Genomic DNA, 14,380 nt, shown 5'->3' on the forward strand with positions numbered 1-14,380 from the left:
CGACCCTGGCCGCGTGCCGTCAGATCTGACGCTCGACAACTGGCAGACGGCGTCACATCTGCACTGGACGTTCCAACACATCGCGGATTTTCTTCCCACCGCTGTCATTTCGCGGGGCACCGGCCCGGTGGCCGAACTTGCCTCCGCGCCGCGGACGGACTCCGCCCTTGCCGACATCGCGCTCTACGACGCGACGAACGGCAAGCGCCGGACCGTGGGTGATGTGATGGCCACGACCGCCACCGACGGCTGGATCGTCACACAGCACGGCACGGTGCTCGCAGAGCAGTACTACGGCGGGATGACCGCCGACACCTCGCACCTGCTGATGTCGGTCAGCAAGTCCTTGGTGTCGACGGTGGTCGGGGCACTCCACGGTGCGGGCGCACTCGACGTCGATGCCGAGCTGACGGCGTACGTCCCCGCCCTGGCCAACTCGGGCTACGCGGGTGCCACCGTGCGGAATCTGCTCGATATGCGTTCGGGGATAGCGTTTTCCGAGGATTACCTCAATCCGCTGGCCGAGGTGCGACTGCTCGAACAGGCGATCGGTTGGGCCCCGCGCACCGTGCCCGACATCCCATCGACCATGTACGACTATCTACTGACCCTGCGGCAGGAATCTGTCCACGGCGGCCCGTTCCATTACCGGTCATGTGAAACCGATGTGCTGGGCTGGATATGTGAAGCCGCCGGTGGTCTGCGGATGCCCGAGCTGATGTCGCAGCTGCTGTGGAGCAAGCTCGGCGCGCAGAACGATGCGACGATCGGCGTCGACTCAGTGGGTACCGGCATGTTCGACGGCGGAATCAATGCGAGCCTGCGCGATCTGGCCCGATTCGGCTCGCTGTTCCTCGGCGACGGGGCCTCCCTGACCGGCGAGCAGGTGGTGCCGCAGGCATGGATCGACGACACCTTGGCCGGCGGGATCGATTCGCGGGAAGCCTTTGCCGCGAGCCAGGACGACAACCGGATGCCCGGTGGCATGTACCGCAACCAGTTCTGGTTCCCGTACCCGGGCAATAACGTGTTGATGTGCCTGGGCATTCACGGCCAGATGATCTACATCAACCGCTCGGCGGGCCTGGTCGCGGCCAAACTGTCGAGTTGGCCCTATCCGCAGGACGCCTCCAAACTTTTCCCGACGATGGCGGCCTTCGACGAGATCGCCGCCAATCTGTCCTGACTAGCCGGGAGTCGGCAGGACGAACGCGAACGGTCTCGGGTAGCCCACCCCGGTCAGCCGGGCGGTTCTGATCGCATCGGCGCTGACCGTCCGAAGCTCGCCTGAGGACGGCTCGTAGCAGTGGAACGCCCCCAAGGCCGCACCGGTGGTGACAACTTCGACCAGCAGCACCCAGTGCCGCGGGATGAACCGGCCGACCAGCATCGCGACCGGCCGGCCGAGCAGGACCGCTTCGCGGACGTCGAGCAGGCGGTCGCGTCGTCGCACCATCCGCCAGCGGTAGCGCACCGGGCCGCTGTGCACACGCAGTGCCCGCGCGACCGCCGCAGGCGTCATACCAAGGAAGCGGGGCCAGACCCTCTTCGCGGCCCGGTGCACCCGGCCCTGCTCGGTGTCGAACCAGTCGGCGGCGGCCAACAGGTCGCGGTAGTCGGCGTCGAGCAGCGCGCGGCCGACGATCGCCACGCTCGGCCCGCACGACACGCCGTCGCGCTGCCGCAACGGGATCGACCACAACGTCATTGCGTCAGCGTCACCCGTTTGGGCAGCACATGCAATGGCAACACTGCCGATCGATCCTGCCGATGGATCATCGAAGAGGAGGAGACATCACATGCGTGCCGAAGAGGGCGACGAGAGCATCGAGGAACTCGCCGAGGACGCCAAGAAGGCGGAGCAGAAACTCGATACCGCTGTAGACCAGAAAGATGACCCAGATAGATGACCCAGATAGATGACAAGGCCCCGTCAACGCCGCCGAACTAGGCCATATCCGGGGGGAACCCGCCGGTCGCGACGGGTCCCCACCGGCGGGGTGTGACGCGGATCAGGCACTTGCCCTGAGTCGCCATCGCCTGGCGGTATTCGTCCCAGTCGGGGTGCTCGCCGGCGATCGCCCGGTAGTAGTCGACAAGCGGCTCGACCGCATCAGGCAGATCGATCACCTCGACCTCGCCGTCCACCTGCACGTAGGGACCGTTGAAGTCGTCGGACAGCACCACCACGCTGGCTGTGCCGGTCCGGCGGGCGTTCACGCTCTTGGCCCGCTGTGGGTAACTGGAAATGACCAGCCGCCCCTGGTCGTCGACTCCGCCGGTCACCGGCGAGCTCTGCGGGGCGCCGTCGGCCCGGAAGGTGGTGAGCACCATCTTGTGTCGCGGCGTGACGAACGCCAGCAGCTCATCAAGCCCGACCTGGTCCGCTGTCGCTAATTTCCTGGCCATGAACTCACTCTAGTGATGTGGTCGCGACGGTTACGCTCGGAAATATGCGACTACCGACCACGTCGAGTAACCCGTGATGTCTCACACCATGCGCGCGCAGCGCTTCTATGCCGAGACCCGGACCTACGCGGTAGAAGATGTACCGATTCCCGAGCCCGGCCCGGGCGAGGTGCTGGTCAAAGTCGAGTACTGCGGTATCTGCCATTCGGACCTGAGCCTGATCAATGGCACGTTCCCCGCGCAGCTACCCGTGGTGACCCAAGGGCACGAGGCCTCGGGCACCGTTGCGAAGCTCGGGCCAGGGGTCACCGGCTGGACCGAAGGTGACCGCGTCATCCTCGCAGCGGGCAAGCCTTGCATGGACTGCCCGAACTGCCGTCGCGCCGACTTCTCGAACTGTCTGCGGATTCGCCTGATGGCCTTCGCCTATGACGGCGCGTGGGCCGAGTACACCGTCGGACAAGCGGCGAGCCTGACCCGCATTCCGGATAACGTCCCCTTCGAGCAGGCCGCGATCCTGGCCGACGCGGTCTCCACGCCGTTCGGCGCGGTGGTCCGCACCGGGAAGGTCGCCGTCGGTGAATCCGTCGGGGTGTGGGGCGTCGGCGGTATCGGCACCCACATCGTGCAGTTGGCGCGTTTGGTAGGCGCGGCGCCGATCATCGCGGTCGATCTGAACCCTGCCGTACGGGACCGCGCCCTGGAACTCGGTGCGGATTACGCGTTCGACTCCCGTGATCCCGAGCTGCAGAACAAGATCAGCGAGGCCACCGCTGGGCGCAAACTCGACGTCGCCTTCGATGCTGTCGGGTTGAAGGTCACCTTCGAACAGGCGCTGGACAGTCTGACCATCGGCGGCCGGTTGGTTGGGGTCGGGATGAGTGCCGAGACCCCGTCGATCGGGATGACCGCGATGTTCGGGCTGAGCAAAAAGCAGGTCCTTGGCCACCTCGGTTACCAAAACGTCGATATCGAGACCCTCGCCAGTCTGGTGTCGCGGGGCCGGCTGGATCTGACCCGGTCGATCAGTGCCGTTGTCCCGCTTGAGGATATCGCGCACGGTATCGAGATGCTGGAGAGCCAGGACGGTAATCCGATCCGAATCCTGGTGCGGCCCTAGCTAGATGACCGCGGAGCCGGCATCCCTTGGTAGCCGCAATGTTTCGATGAGACTGAGCGCCAGCACTGCGCCGAGTACGGCGAAGGTCCACGTATAGGACGCGAACACGCTGAGCAGTACCGCGGCCACGGCGATACCGAGACCGGCGGCCAGTTCCTGCACCGCCGCGTTCAAGGTGTTGGCGTGGGTCAGGTCATCGCCGTCGACCTCGGAGAACGCCAGGCTGTTGTACGCGGTGAAACCCATGGACCGAAGCGCGCCGCTGATGTAGAGGATCACCGCGATCACCGCGACGGGCATCCCCGGTCCGAGCGCCGCCAACAGCGCGAACCAGCCGACCGACAATACCCCGTTGACCAGCAACACCCGCCGGATTCCGAAGCGCCGCATCAGCGGTGTGGTCGCCGGTTTGATCGTCAGGTTTCCCGCGAACAACGTGGCCACCATCAACCCGGCCGCGAATGGCGACCAACCGAATTCCAGCTGGAACTGCAAAGGCAGCAGGAACGGCACGGCCGTGATCACCAATCGGTACAGCGATCCGCCGGACACCGTGATCCGCAGGCTCCGCACCCGTAACACCCGAAGCTGCACCAGCGGCGACGACGCCGACCGCAGGTGCCACACACCCGCCGACCCCGACGCCAGAGCGATCACCCCGCAGATCGCGACCAGCGGCCAGTTGGTGGCACTGACCCTGATGTTCTCCAGACCGATCAGGGCCGCCGCAATCCCAACTCCGATGAACAGCATGCCGCGCCAGTCCAGCGGCCGCGTCGTCGGTGCCGGATCACCACGGATCAACTTGAGAGCAAACAGGATTCCGATGATCCCGATCGGAATGTTGACGATGAAGATCCACCGCCAGGAGCCGACCGTCGCGATGGCGCCGCCGAGAACAGGAGCCAGCACCGGGGCCGCCAGCGCTGGCCAGGTAAGCAGCGCGATGGCGCGGATCAGGTCGGTTTTATCGCTGAACCGCAAGACTGCCAGTCGGCCGACCGGCACCATCATCGCGCCGCCGACACCCTGGACGATGCGCATCCCCACCAGCATCGGCAACGACGTCGCCAGCGCGCACCCGATCGAGGCCAGGGTGAAGACCGCGATCGCCGTGATGAACACCCGCCGGATCCCGAACCTGTCGGCCATCCAACCACTGGCTGGGATGAGCACCGCCACCGTGACCAGGTAGGCCGAGATCGCGACGCTGACGTCGACGGCGTCGACACCGAACGAGTCGGCGATCAACGGGATGGCCGGGGTGATGATGGTCGCGTCCAGAATCTCCATGAAGAACGCACCTGCCACCAGCAACGCCATTCCCCGGGGGAATGATGACCCGCCACCTGGTAAGGACATTGCGTCAAACCTAGTACCTAGGTATCACTGTGGCCGACGACCCGGCACACAGCACGTTCGCCGGAGCCTCACAGACCACAGCCGGTTACCCATGACTCAATGGGGGTGTGACAACGACGTTAACGCCTCCACCGGCCGTCAGCGCCCGGGCCGGCGATGCTGTGGCCGCGTCGTCGCCGGCCTCCCGGTGGGATCGCATCGCATTCGCCGGGCTGCTGGTTGCGACCGCGACGCTCTACCTGTGGAACATCACGGTGAATGGAATGGGCAATCAGTTCTACGCCGGTGCCGCGCAGGCGGGATCCAAGAACTGGGAGGCGCTACTCTTCGGCTCGCTGGACTCGGCGAATTTCATCACTGTCGACAAGCCACCGGTTTCCCAATGGGTCATGGGTCTGTCGGGTCAGCTGTTCGGTTTCAGCAGTGCCAGCATGCTCATCCCCCAGGCGCTGATGGCAGTGGCCACCGTAGCCCTGCTGTACGCAGCAGTGGCGCGAGTCAGCAGCCGCAACGCCGCATTGCTGGCGGGGGCCGCACTGGCGGTGACGCCGGTGGCGGCGCTGATGTTCCGCTTCAACAACCCCGACGCCGCCATGGTCCTGCTGATGATGCTGGCCGCCTATTGCGCCGTGCGCGCCCTGCCGCGGGCCAGCGGGGCATGGATTGCCTTCGCCGGTGCCGCACTGGGTTTCGCTTTCCTGGCCAAGATGCTCGAGGGCTTGATGGTGATGCCCGCCGTCGGGCTCGTGTATCTGGTCGCGGCGCCGGTGACGGTGCGACGACGACTACTGCACCTGTTGGGCGCGCTGGTCGCATTCGTCGTGGCGTCGGGTTGGTTCGTGCTTCTGACCCTGATGTGGCCGGCCTCGTCGCGGCCGTACATCGCGGGCTCGACCGATAACAACTTCATGAATCTGGTGTTGGGCTACAACGGTTTTGCCCGGGTGCTGGGCAAAAATCACGTCGGCGGTTTCGGTGGCAGCCCCAGCGGCCACGTGGGTGCGATGGTCGCCGACCAGCTCCACTACACCGCAGGCGGTGCAGACGGGCCGGGACGGTTTGGTGGCTTCGCCAACCAGTCACAGGGCTTGAGCCGTTTGTTCTCCGGCGAATTCGGTTTCGAGGTCGGTTGGCTCATCCCCGGCGCACTGCTGGCGTTGGCGTTGGTAGTGATCGCCCGCGGTCGGGCACCGCGTACTGACCTGGTGCGGGCCGGCGCGATGTTGTTCGGCACCTGGTTGTTGGTCGACGGCCTGGTCCTGAGCTACATGAAGGGCATGGTCCATCCGTACTACTGCCTGTCGCTGACACCGGCCGTCGCAGGTATGTTCGCGATCGGGGTGCACGAGATGTGGCATCGACGCGGATCTCGTTTGGGCCGAATCGGTTTGGTCGCGTTGATCGCGGTGACCGGCGTGTGGGGCTGGTGGATCCTGGGCCGCAACAACCAGTGGCTACCCGCGCTGCGGTGGACGATCCTGGTGGCGACGATCGTCGCGATTCTCGCGCTGTTGGTACCGCTGACCACCCGGCGTCGTCGCCACATTGCCTTGGCTGCAGTCACTCTCGGGCTGGCCGCGGTACTGGCCGGCCCCACCGCCTATGCCGTGGCAACGATCGGTCAGCCGCATCAGGGCGGCGGCCCCAGCGTCGGGCCGACGGAAGCCAGGGGTGGTCTCGGCTCGGGCATGTGGGGCCAGACCCAGGACGACGCCGCCCTGGATGCGCTCTTGCGCGGCACCACGAGCACCTGGTCAGCTGCCACCGTCGGCTCGTCGGCCGCGGCCGCGCTGGAATTGTCCACCGACACTTCGGTGATGGCGATCGGCGGCTTCTCAGGAAGCGACCCGGTACCGACCCTGGACCAGTTCAAGGCCGACGTTGCTGCGCACCGGATCGGCTACTTTGTGGTGCGCAATGGCAACCACGGTTCGTTCGGCGGCCGCGGTCATTTAGATATCACCGACTGGGTGGCTGCGACGTTCACGCCGGTCAGCACTGGCGGCGCAACCGCCTACGACCTGTCCCGGCCGAAGTAGTCCGTCGGTAGGAGGTACGCCGCCGAGCAGCGTGGCGGCCAGTTGTCGGCGAGACGTGACACCCAGCTTCCGGAAGACCTTGCTGAGGTGGTATTCCACGGTCGATGTCGTGATGAACAGCCGGCTCGCGATTTCAGCGTTGGTCGCCCCCGCGACGGCATGGCGCGACACCTGGGTCTCCTGCGGGGTGAGGCCAAAGGTGTTGGCCGGTCGAGATACGTCGCCGGTTGCGCGCTGCTCGGCACCGGCCCGTTCGGCGAATGCACCCGCTCCCATCGCGGTGAACATGTCGTACGCGGTCTGCAGTTGCAGCTGGGCATCGCGCCGACGCTTTCGGCGGCGGAGCCACTCCCCGTAGAGCAGGTGCGCACGGGCGAGCTCCATGCGCAGGGCCGTGCCCGCCAAGTGTCTGAGGGTCTCTTGGTAATACGGCTCGGCGTCAGCATCGGCCGCCATCAATGCCTTGGAGCGGGCCATCAGGCCCTGCGCCCAAGGAGTGGAAGCGACGCCTACCCGATCGATCAACCGGGCCATTGCGGCCTGGGCAGCGCCGCGATCTCCGCCGCGCACACCGGCTTCGACAATATCGGGCAGGATCCGGTTACCAAATCCTGGCGGGTCGTCGCGAAAGATTTGCAGACCCCATCCGAGCGCCTCCGGGTATCGGCCCAGTCCCAACTCCAGGACCGTCAGCCCCATCAAGGCGAGGCTCTCCAAGATTGAGTCGACTCCGTCGGGGTTGTCGTCGACAGTCCCGGCCGATCCCGAGTCGATCGTGCCGAGCTCGTGGGTCGGCAAGCCCGCCAGTGCGGTCAGATCCCCGTCATCGGGTCGGGCGCTGAACACCAGGCCGACGGGGTCGCCATCAAGCCGGCGCGCGACGAACGCCAGCACCGCCAGCGATTCCGGATCCAGCCACTGGGCATCGTCGACAAAGCAGATTAGCGGGCGTTCGACCGCGACGTCGGACAACAACGCCAGCACGCTGAGCCCGACGAGTAGCTGGGTGGGCGGCGGCCCTTCTTTGAGACCGAACGTGACTTCCAATGCATCACGATGGGGACCCGAGAGCCGATCTGCGCGCGCCAGATACGGCGATACGAGTCGATGCAACGCGGCAAACCCATACCGCTGCTCTGATAGTGCACCGGAGATCGACCGGGTGGTGACGCCGGTGGCCGACTCCGCCGCGTAGCGCAGTAGCCGAGTCTTGCCAGTGCCGGATACACCGACGAAAACCAGCGTGGCGCTGGATCCACCGCGGACACCGGTCACGAACTCGTGCAGCATCGCCCATTCCGCGGCTCGTCCGACCGGAGCGAGTGTGACGAGCGGGAGTGCCATCAGATGAAGATGTCGAGTGGGAGTACGGCGGTCACGATGAAATTGGGGACGTCGACCATCTCGGAGATCTTCAGATCCACTGCCACCGAACAGATTGTGTACGCCTGTTGTTCGTCATACCCCCACTCGTCGACCAGATAAGCGATCATCTGGTGCAATGCGTTTGCCGCGGCAAGGCTGGTGTCCTCGGACTCATTGGTGCCGTCGGCACGGATCGGCAGGCCGGTCGTTGCGTAGAAACGCTTGGGCGCCTGCCATTCTGGCGCCATGATGAAATCGTCGCGGAAGAACTGCAGACCCTGAACACCACGGCGCTTGGCCTCGCCCTTGCGAAGATGAAGCTCGGCCGTGAACGTGGCCGCCACCTCGATCGCAGTGCCGCAGACTTCGCCGTCTCCTTGCGCAAAATGGGCGTCGCCGACCGAGAACAGCGCGCCCTCGGTGGCTACCGGTATGAGCATCGTCGTGCCGGCCGTGAGCTGCTTGACGTCGATATTGCCTGCGATCTCACGCGGCGGGATCGTGCGAAGCGCCTCGCAGGCGATGGCTGGGTCAGACGGTACCGCGCCGCGCGGTTGGGGTCCGTTGACTGCTCCACCGCGCGCCAGCAATTCAGCTTCACGGCGCAAGTACGTCTCGCGCAGTGACGCCGACGGGGCAACGCCCATGGAGCCCATGAACGGTGCACCTGGTATCCGCACGCCGGGGATCTGCTCGCTGGTCGCCCAGTTGTCCGCGATATCCCATTTGGTGATGTGCGGCGCGGTGTACTTCCCGCGCAGGAAGCCGAAGCCGGGCACCTGGACGGTGTAACCCCAACGGGCACATTTTGTCTCACCGATGCGGACCTCGAGCAGATCCCCAGGTTCGGCGTCGCGGACATACACCGGACCGGTGTGCGGGTGGACGAGGTCGGTGGTCGCACGGCCCACGTCGTCGTTGGTGGTGTCCTTATCGAACTGCGAATCCCAGGCGTCGCGGGCAGCCATGACGACGGTGTCACCCGGGTCGATCGTCACGATCGGCGGAATGTCCTCGTGCCAGCGATTGTGTCCGGTGTGCGGCTCCTCGGCGAGCGTCTTGGATGCGTCGATCTTGATGTAGTGAGTTGATCCGGCCATAGGGTGAATTCAACGGCGGATCCCCCGTGCATGGCCAGTCGTTACGCGCATCGCTACCGGCAATTCGCGCAGGGCCGGACAGCCCACAGCCCTTGACCGACTGGAGTTACATACCGTCAACACTCGCGGAACGCCACCGAAACGAGCCATGACGAACCTGATGGTCGTAGGCTCCCGTTAGGTCTGCTGCGACCGAGAAAGTCCGCACATGTCTTTTGATGAGTTCGCCGTGCAGGTGTTGGAGCACTTACCGAGCCCGGTATGGGTGGTGCAGGGCGACGGCGAGATCGCGTTCGCCAACACCGCAGCCGCCGTACAGGTGGGATGGTCCGACCCGCGACAACTGCTCGGCATGCCCAGTCACGACACGGTTCATCACTCGTACGTCGATGGGTCGGAGTACCCGCGCGATGCGTGCCTGGTGCTGCGCAACGGCACACCGATGCCGTACACACCCAAATCCGACGAGTGGTTCATCCGCCGCGACGGCAGCATCTTCCCGATCGCCTGGTCCTGCGCACCGATCGCCCTGCCCTCCGGATCCGGGATGGTCGTCGCGTTCAGGGATGTCACCGCCGACCGACAACAGACACAACTGCGCCATGACGGCCAGTGGGAAGCGATCCGCGAGGCCGCCCCGAGGCCGGCGGCGGTGCTGAACCGGGATCTGTTGATAGACCGGATCCGAACCTTCATCACCGACAACGCTTTGGACCCGGCACTGGACCCGTTGGTCGTGGCCAAAACCCATCACATCTCGCTACGGCTCCTGCAGGGTCTCTTCGCCGATGAGGGCTCATCGCCGGCCCGGTTCATCCGCGATCAACGCCTGGTGCATGCCCGCAGACTTCTCAACGAGGGCGAGGCCATCTCCCGGGCCGGTTCGCTCAGCGGGTTCGCGGACCTGGGCACGTTCACACGCGCCTTCCGACGACGATTTGGCTGCACTCCGTCGGCGTACCTGCGCGGTTATCGGACGCTGCCCTAGCGTGCCAGTGCGCGGGGGAGGAAGTCGCGGATGTAGCCGCTGATTTCTTCGCCGTGGGTTTCCAGGGCGAAGTGGCCGGTGTCGAGCAGGTGGAATTCGCCGTTGGGGAAATCGCGGCGGAAGGCCTCAGCGCCGGGGGCGCCGAAGATTTCGTCGTTTTTGCCCCAGGTGAGCAGCAGGGGTGGCTGGTAGGTGCGGAAGTACTCCTGGAACGCGGGGTAGCCGTCGAGGTTGAACTGGTAGTCGAAGAACAGTTGCAGCTGAATGGCGTCGTTGTCCTTGCGGTCCAGGCCCAGTTGGTCGAGCTGCCAGGCCTCGGGGGCGATCCTATTGAGCCGATCGGCGGGCACCCCGTGGGTGTACTGCCAGTAGGTGGTTTCCGGGGTGAACTTCTCGCGGACCCCGTCTTCGTTGGCGGCGCGGTCTTTGGCGTGAGCGAACAGGATGTCCCAAAACGGGGTGAAACCTTCGAGGTAGGCGTTGCCACTCTGGGTGATCAGTGCGGTGATCCGTTCGGGGCGGCGGCTGGCGATACGCAGACCGATCGGGGCGCCATAGTCGTGGATGTAGAGGGCGAACCGGCTCAGGCCCAAATGCTCGATGAGGCCTTCGGTGATCTCGGTGAGTCGGTCGAAGCTGTAGGTGAACTGGGTGGTGGTCGGCATCGCTGAGCGGCCGAACCCGATGTGATCGGGTGCCACCAGGTGGTATTCGTCGGCCAGGGAGTTGATCAGGTTGCGAAACATGTGCGAGCTGGACGGAAAACCATGCAGCAACAGCAGTGTTGGATTGGTCGGATCACCGGCCTCGCGGTAGAAAACCTCAAGTCCCTCGATCGTGGCCGTGTTGTATCGCGTGGCAAAAGCACTCATACCCCGAGCCGACCACGAAACCCCGACGGCGCGAATCCGGGATACACCCCAGTGATCACCTAGCCACCGAACAACGCTAGTGCTTGAACGGCAACGCCAACCGGACGATCTTGCGCACCACGCTGGCGAACTGCGCAGGCAGCGGGCCCTTGTTGTAGGGAATGCCGTAGCGCTCGCAGATCTCCTGAACCTCGGTAGAGATCTCCGCATGCCGGAAGGCCGGGATGTCGGGAAACAGGTGGTGTTCGATCTGGAACGACAGGTTACCGCTCATGACGTGGAAGAGCTTGCCGCCGGTGAGGTTGGCCGAACCGAGGATCTGGCGGAAGTACCACATTCCGCGGCTCTCGTCCTCGGTCTCCTCGACGCTGAATTCCTGTGTGCCATCGGGAAAGTGGCCGCAGAAGATGATCGCATAGGACCAGATGTTGCGGATCAGGTTGGCGGTCATGTTACCGGTGAAGACCCAGGGTGCGAACGGGCCGGCCAGCAGCGGGAAGGCCACGTAATCCTTCAGCGTCTGGCGCTTGACCTTCTTCCAGATGCCCGCCAACGTCTCCTTCTTGTCGGCGATGCTGATCTCCCCGGAGCGGATCCGCTCCGTCTCCAGCTCGTGCAGTGCGACACCGTATTGGAACAACACCATCAGCAGAAACGCATACACCGGGTTGCCCAAGAAGTAGGGCTTCCAGCGCTGGTCTTCGCTCATCCGCAGGATGCCATAACCGATATCGCGGTCCATTCCGACGATATTGGTGTGAGTGTGGTGCATGTAGTTGTGCGAGTGCCGCCACTGGTCACCGGGGCAGGCGGAGTCCCATTCGAAATTGCGGCCAGTCAGCGCGGGATCACCCATCCAGTCATACTGGCCGTGCATGACGTTGTGGCCGATCTCCATGTTGTCCAAGATCTTTGAGGCCGCCAGCATGGCGGTTCCCGCGATCCACGCCGGCGGAAGAATGCCCGCCATCAGCAGGCCACGCCCACCGACTTCGAGGGCGCGCTGCGCCTTGATGACACGGCGGATGTAGGTGGCGTCGCGCTCGCCGAGGTCGGCCACGACACGCTCCCGCACGGCGTCGAGTTCACGACCGAACGCCTCCGCCATTTCGGGCGTCATGGTGACTTCTTGGCCGCGGACCAGTTTGGTGATGGCCTTCTGGATGGCCGGCGACTCGTCGAGGATGTTCTGAGCGGCCTCATCGGAGATTTCGTCGAGTGTGCGTTCGAGCATGGCAGTCATGTCAAATCCTTTCTCGTACGGCTTGTTTGGGGTATGTGGGTTACAACGACAACTCGACGTCGCCGACGGGCGCGGAGACACAGATGCGCACGTCCTCGCAGTCAGCCGCCGAAATAGCCCCGGTGGTCATATTGCGCACGGCGCCCTTGAGCTTCGGCCGCGTGCAGGTGTGGCAGATGCCCATCCGGCATCCGCTCTGCGGCGTGAGGCCGGCGGCCTCAGCCTGTTCGAGAAGCGAGCGGCCATCGTCAACGATGGCGATTGCGCTGTCGGCAAACGTGATTCGGCCGCCCGATGGGGTGTCCGGCACTACGAACACCGGGGGGACGAAGCTTTCCGACCTGGCCGTCGGGCACAGCTGGCGCACGGCGTCGACGAGTACGGGCGGCCCGCAGACGTAGACGGCGTCGGGAGTCTCGAGTCCGGCCAGGCGCTCTGGTCCGAAGTGCCCGGAGACGTCGCCGTCGGCCGATCTGGTGTAACCGTGCCGGACCGTGACGTTCGCCATCGTGGCGAGTTCGTCGCGGTAGCAGGTGTCGGCTGCTGAGCGTGAGTAGTGCAGGAAGGTGATCTCACCGGCGAAGTGCTCGGCTCGCAATGTCCGCAGCATCGACATCACCGGGGTGATACCGCTGCCGCCGGATACCAGCAGAATCCGCTGGGGGCGCTGCGCGGGGAGGACGAAGTCGCCGCCGACACCGTCCAGCCCGACAACGAGGCCGGGCCGGGCGTGCTCGTAGAGGAAGGTCGACACCAGTCCGGACTCGTGCTTGCCGATGGTCAACTCGAGGTACGGCTCACCTTCTGCGTTCGCCGGCGAGTAGCAACGGGTGTGCCTGCGGCCGTCGATCTCGACGACGACGGTGACGTGCTGGCCGGCGGTAAAGCCCGTGAAGGCTGCGTTGGGTTCCAGCGTGAGCGTCACGCTGCGCGGCGTCATTCGACGAACGGCGAGCACCCTGGCCCGTGCGGTTCCCAGCGTCCACGTTGGCGCCACCAGTTCGGTGTAGCGGTCAACCCCGTGGGGTCCGGTGAGCAAGTCGACCAGGGACGATTCCAGGACCCGCTTCACCAAAGTTTGAGTGAACATGTGTATACCGTTTTACACATACCCCCCGGTAGTCAAGAGATTCACCAGGTCTGTGGTAGGTTTCACACAGTGAACAGTCGTACTCCCAGTTCACGTTCGAGCCACCGGTCCAGCCGGTCCCGTGACGGCTCCCGTGACAGCGGTTCGCGCGAGGAACGTAAAGAAGCCACCCGCCGCGCGATCATCGCCGCCGCACTCAAACTGCTCGAAGACCGCAGCTTCGGCGGGTTGAGCCTGCGCGAAGTGACCCGCGAGGCCGGTATCGTGCCCGGCGCGTTCTACCGGCATTTCGAGTCGATGGAGGCCCTCGGCCTCGTCCTCATCGACGAGTCTTTTCACTCGCTGCGCGATATGTTGCGTGGCGCCCGAGCGGGCAAGCTCGATACCAACCGGGTCATCGAATCATCGGTGGAGATCCTGGTCGCCAGCGTCGACGAGCAGCGTGAGCACTGGCTGTTCATCGGCAGGGAACGCAATAGTGGGATCAGCGTTCTCCGCTACGCCATCCGTACCGAGATCCGGCTGATCACCTCCGAGCTGGCCACCGACCTCGCCCGGTTCCCCGGCCTGAACACGTGGAGCACCGAAGACCTCAACATCCTGGCCAGTCTGTTCGTCAACGCGATGATCTCTATCGCAGAGGCGATCGAAGACGCGCAAAATCCTCCCGCTCTGCAGGAGATCAAGCGCATCGCGATAAAACAGTTACGGATGATCACCGTCGGCGTCACCGACTGGCGTAGCGTCCTGTAATCAGAGTTCCCCGGATATGGATATCGTTGCCGCACAGCG

The 14,380-nt window shown here is 64.8% G+C and carries 13 protein-coding genes; 5 read left to right on the forward strand and 8 right to left on the reverse strand.

The genetic code is table 11. The features are described 5' to 3' along the window. Positions 1-13: 13 nt before the first annotated feature. Positions 14-1,186, forward strand: a complete 1,173-nt coding sequence (locus ADBZ9O_RS00200) for a serine hydrolase domain-containing protein (protein ID WP_526527481.1) — start codon at positions 14-16, stop codon at positions 1,184-1,186. Here the strand turns inward: ADBZ9O_RS00200 and ADBZ9O_RS00205 are convergent, their stop codons facing one another. Further along, positions 1,187-1,708 (reverse strand): hypothetical protein, encoded by a 522-nt coding sequence (locus ADBZ9O_RS00205; RefSeq protein ID WP_526527482.1) that lies wholly within the window; start codon positions 1,706-1,708, stop codon positions 1,187-1,189. A 239-nt stretch (positions 1,709-1,947) separates the two neighbouring features. Further along, on the reverse strand, positions 1,948-2,409 hold the full coding sequence (locus ADBZ9O_RS00210) for a PPOX class F420-dependent oxidoreductase (RefSeq protein ID WP_526527483.1): 462 nt from the start codon (positions 2,407-2,409) through the stop codon (positions 1,948-1,950). A gap of 76 nt (positions 2,410-2,485) precedes the next feature. Between ADBZ9O_RS00210 and ADBZ9O_RS00215 the strand changes: the two genes are divergently transcribed. Next, on the forward strand, positions 2,486-3,529 hold the full coding sequence (locus ADBZ9O_RS00215) for a zinc-binding dehydrogenase (protein WP_526527484.1): 1,044 nt from the start codon (positions 2,486-2,488) through the stop codon (positions 3,527-3,529). Here ADBZ9O_RS00215 and ADBZ9O_RS00220 read toward each other — a convergent pair whose 3' ends face one another. Continuing rightward, on the reverse strand, positions 3,530-4,852 hold the full coding sequence (locus tag ADBZ9O_RS00220; RefSeq protein ID WP_526533730.1) for an MFS transporter: 1,323 nt from the start codon (positions 4,850-4,852) through the stop codon (positions 3,530-3,532). A 146-nt stretch (positions 4,853-4,998) separates the two neighbouring features. On the opposite strand from ADBZ9O_RS00220, the gene ADBZ9O_RS00225 reads away from it, so the two are divergent. Continuing rightward, on the forward strand, positions 4,999-6,930 hold the full coding sequence (locus tag ADBZ9O_RS00225) for an ArnT family glycosyltransferase (RefSeq protein ID WP_526527485.1): 1,932 nt from the start codon (positions 4,999-5,001) through the stop codon (positions 6,928-6,930). Here ADBZ9O_RS00225 and ADBZ9O_RS00230 read toward each other — a convergent pair. Both ADBZ9O_RS00230 and ADBZ9O_RS00235 read right to left on the reverse strand, forming a co-directional pair. Beyond that, positions 6,844-8,274 (reverse strand): helix-turn-helix transcriptional regulator, encoded by a 1,431-nt coding sequence (locus tag ADBZ9O_RS00230; RefSeq protein ID WP_526527486.1) that lies wholly within the window; start codon positions 8,272-8,274, stop codon positions 6,844-6,846. The two genes, ADBZ9O_RS00225 and ADBZ9O_RS00230, sit on opposite strands and share 87 nt — an antisense overlap. Next, positions 8,274-9,395 (reverse strand): acetamidase/formamidase family protein, encoded by a 1,122-nt coding sequence (locus ADBZ9O_RS00235; RefSeq protein WP_526527487.1) that lies wholly within the window; start codon positions 9,393-9,395, stop codon positions 8,274-8,276. The genes ADBZ9O_RS00230 and ADBZ9O_RS00235 overlap by 1 nt, the downstream gene beginning before the upstream one ends. A gap of 208 nt (positions 9,396-9,603) precedes the next feature. Here ADBZ9O_RS00235 and ADBZ9O_RS00240 point away from each other — a divergent pair, with 208 nt between their 5' ends. Then, positions 9,604-10,383: a helix-turn-helix domain-containing protein gene (locus ADBZ9O_RS00240; protein ID WP_526527488.1), complete on the forward strand. Its 780-nt coding sequence runs from the start codon at positions 9,604-9,606 to the stop codon at positions 10,381-10,383. Here ADBZ9O_RS00240 and ADBZ9O_RS00245 read toward each other — a convergent pair. The 3 genes from ADBZ9O_RS00245 to ADBZ9O_RS00255 form a co-directional block, all read right to left on the reverse strand. Next, a complete protein-coding gene (locus ADBZ9O_RS00245) occupies positions 10,380-11,255 on the reverse strand; it encodes an alpha/beta fold hydrolase (protein ID WP_526527489.1) in 876 nt (291 codons plus the stop codon). The genes ADBZ9O_RS00240 and ADBZ9O_RS00245 overlap by 4 nt on opposite strands. 76 nt (positions 11,256-11,331) lie before the next feature. Continuing rightward, on the reverse strand, positions 11,332-12,375 hold the full coding sequence (locus ADBZ9O_RS00250) for a fatty acid desaturase family protein (protein ID WP_526533732.1): 1,044 nt from the start codon (positions 12,373-12,375) through the stop codon (positions 11,332-11,334). 163 nt (positions 12,376-12,538) lie between these two features. Next, on the reverse strand, positions 12,539-13,588 hold the full coding sequence (locus ADBZ9O_RS00255; protein WP_526527490.1) for a ferredoxin reductase: 1,050 nt from the start codon (positions 13,586-13,588) through the stop codon (positions 12,539-12,541). 69 nt (positions 13,589-13,657) lie between these two features. Here ADBZ9O_RS00255 and ADBZ9O_RS00260 point away from each other — a divergent pair, with 69 nt between their 5' ends. Continuing rightward, positions 13,658-14,341, forward strand: a complete 684-nt coding sequence (locus tag ADBZ9O_RS00260; RefSeq protein WP_526527491.1) for a TetR/AcrR family transcriptional regulator — start codon at positions 13,658-13,660, stop codon at positions 14,339-14,341. Positions 14,342-14,380: the final 39 nt, after the last annotated feature.

Source organism: Mycobacterium sp. (assembly GCF_965229105.1).
Classification (GTDB): Bacteria; Actinomycetota; Actinomycetes; order Mycobacteriales; family Mycobacteriaceae; genus Mycobacterium.

Bases quoted from the DNA above. Each gene is read 5' to 3' on its own strand.
- ADBZ9O_RS00245 (WP_526527489.1), bottom strand. From the start codon at position 11,255: ATGAGTGCTTTTGCCACGCGATACAACACGGCCACGATCGAGGGACTT.
- ADBZ9O_RS00220 (WP_526533730.1), bottom strand. From the start codon at position 4,852: ATGGCGTTGCTGGTGGCAGGTGCGTTCTTCATGGAGATTCTGGACGCG.
- ADBZ9O_RS00215 (WP_526527484.1), top strand. From the start codon at position 2,486: ATGTCTCACACCATGCGCGCGCAGCGCTTCTATGCCGAGACCCGGACC.
- ADBZ9O_RS00210 (WP_526527483.1), bottom strand. From the start codon at position 2,409: ATGGCCAGGAAATTAGCGACAGCGGACCAGGTCGGGCTTGATGAGCTG.
- ADBZ9O_RS00250 (WP_526533732.1), bottom strand. From the start codon at position 12,375: ATGACGCCCGAAATGGCGGAGGCGTTCGGTCGTGAACTCGACGCCGTG.
- ADBZ9O_RS00240 (WP_526527488.1), top strand. From the start codon at position 9,604: ATGTCTTTTGATGAGTTCGCCGTGCAGGTGTTGGAGCACTTACCGAGC.
- ADBZ9O_RS00235 (WP_526527487.1), bottom strand. From the start codon at position 9,395: ATGGCCGGATCAACTCACTACATCAAGATCGACGCATCCAAGACGCTC.
- ADBZ9O_RS00255 (WP_526527490.1), bottom strand. From the start codon at position 13,588: ATGTTCACTCAAACTTTGGTGAAGCGGGTCCTGGAATCGTCCCTGGTC.
- ADBZ9O_RS00205 (WP_526527482.1), bottom strand. From the start codon at position 1,708: ATGACGTTGTGGTCGATCCCGTTGCGGCAGCGCGACGGCGTGTCGTGC.
- ADBZ9O_RS00230 (WP_526527486.1), bottom strand. From the start codon at position 8,274: ATGGCACTCCCGCTCGTCACACTCGCTCCGGTCGGACGAGCCGCGGAA.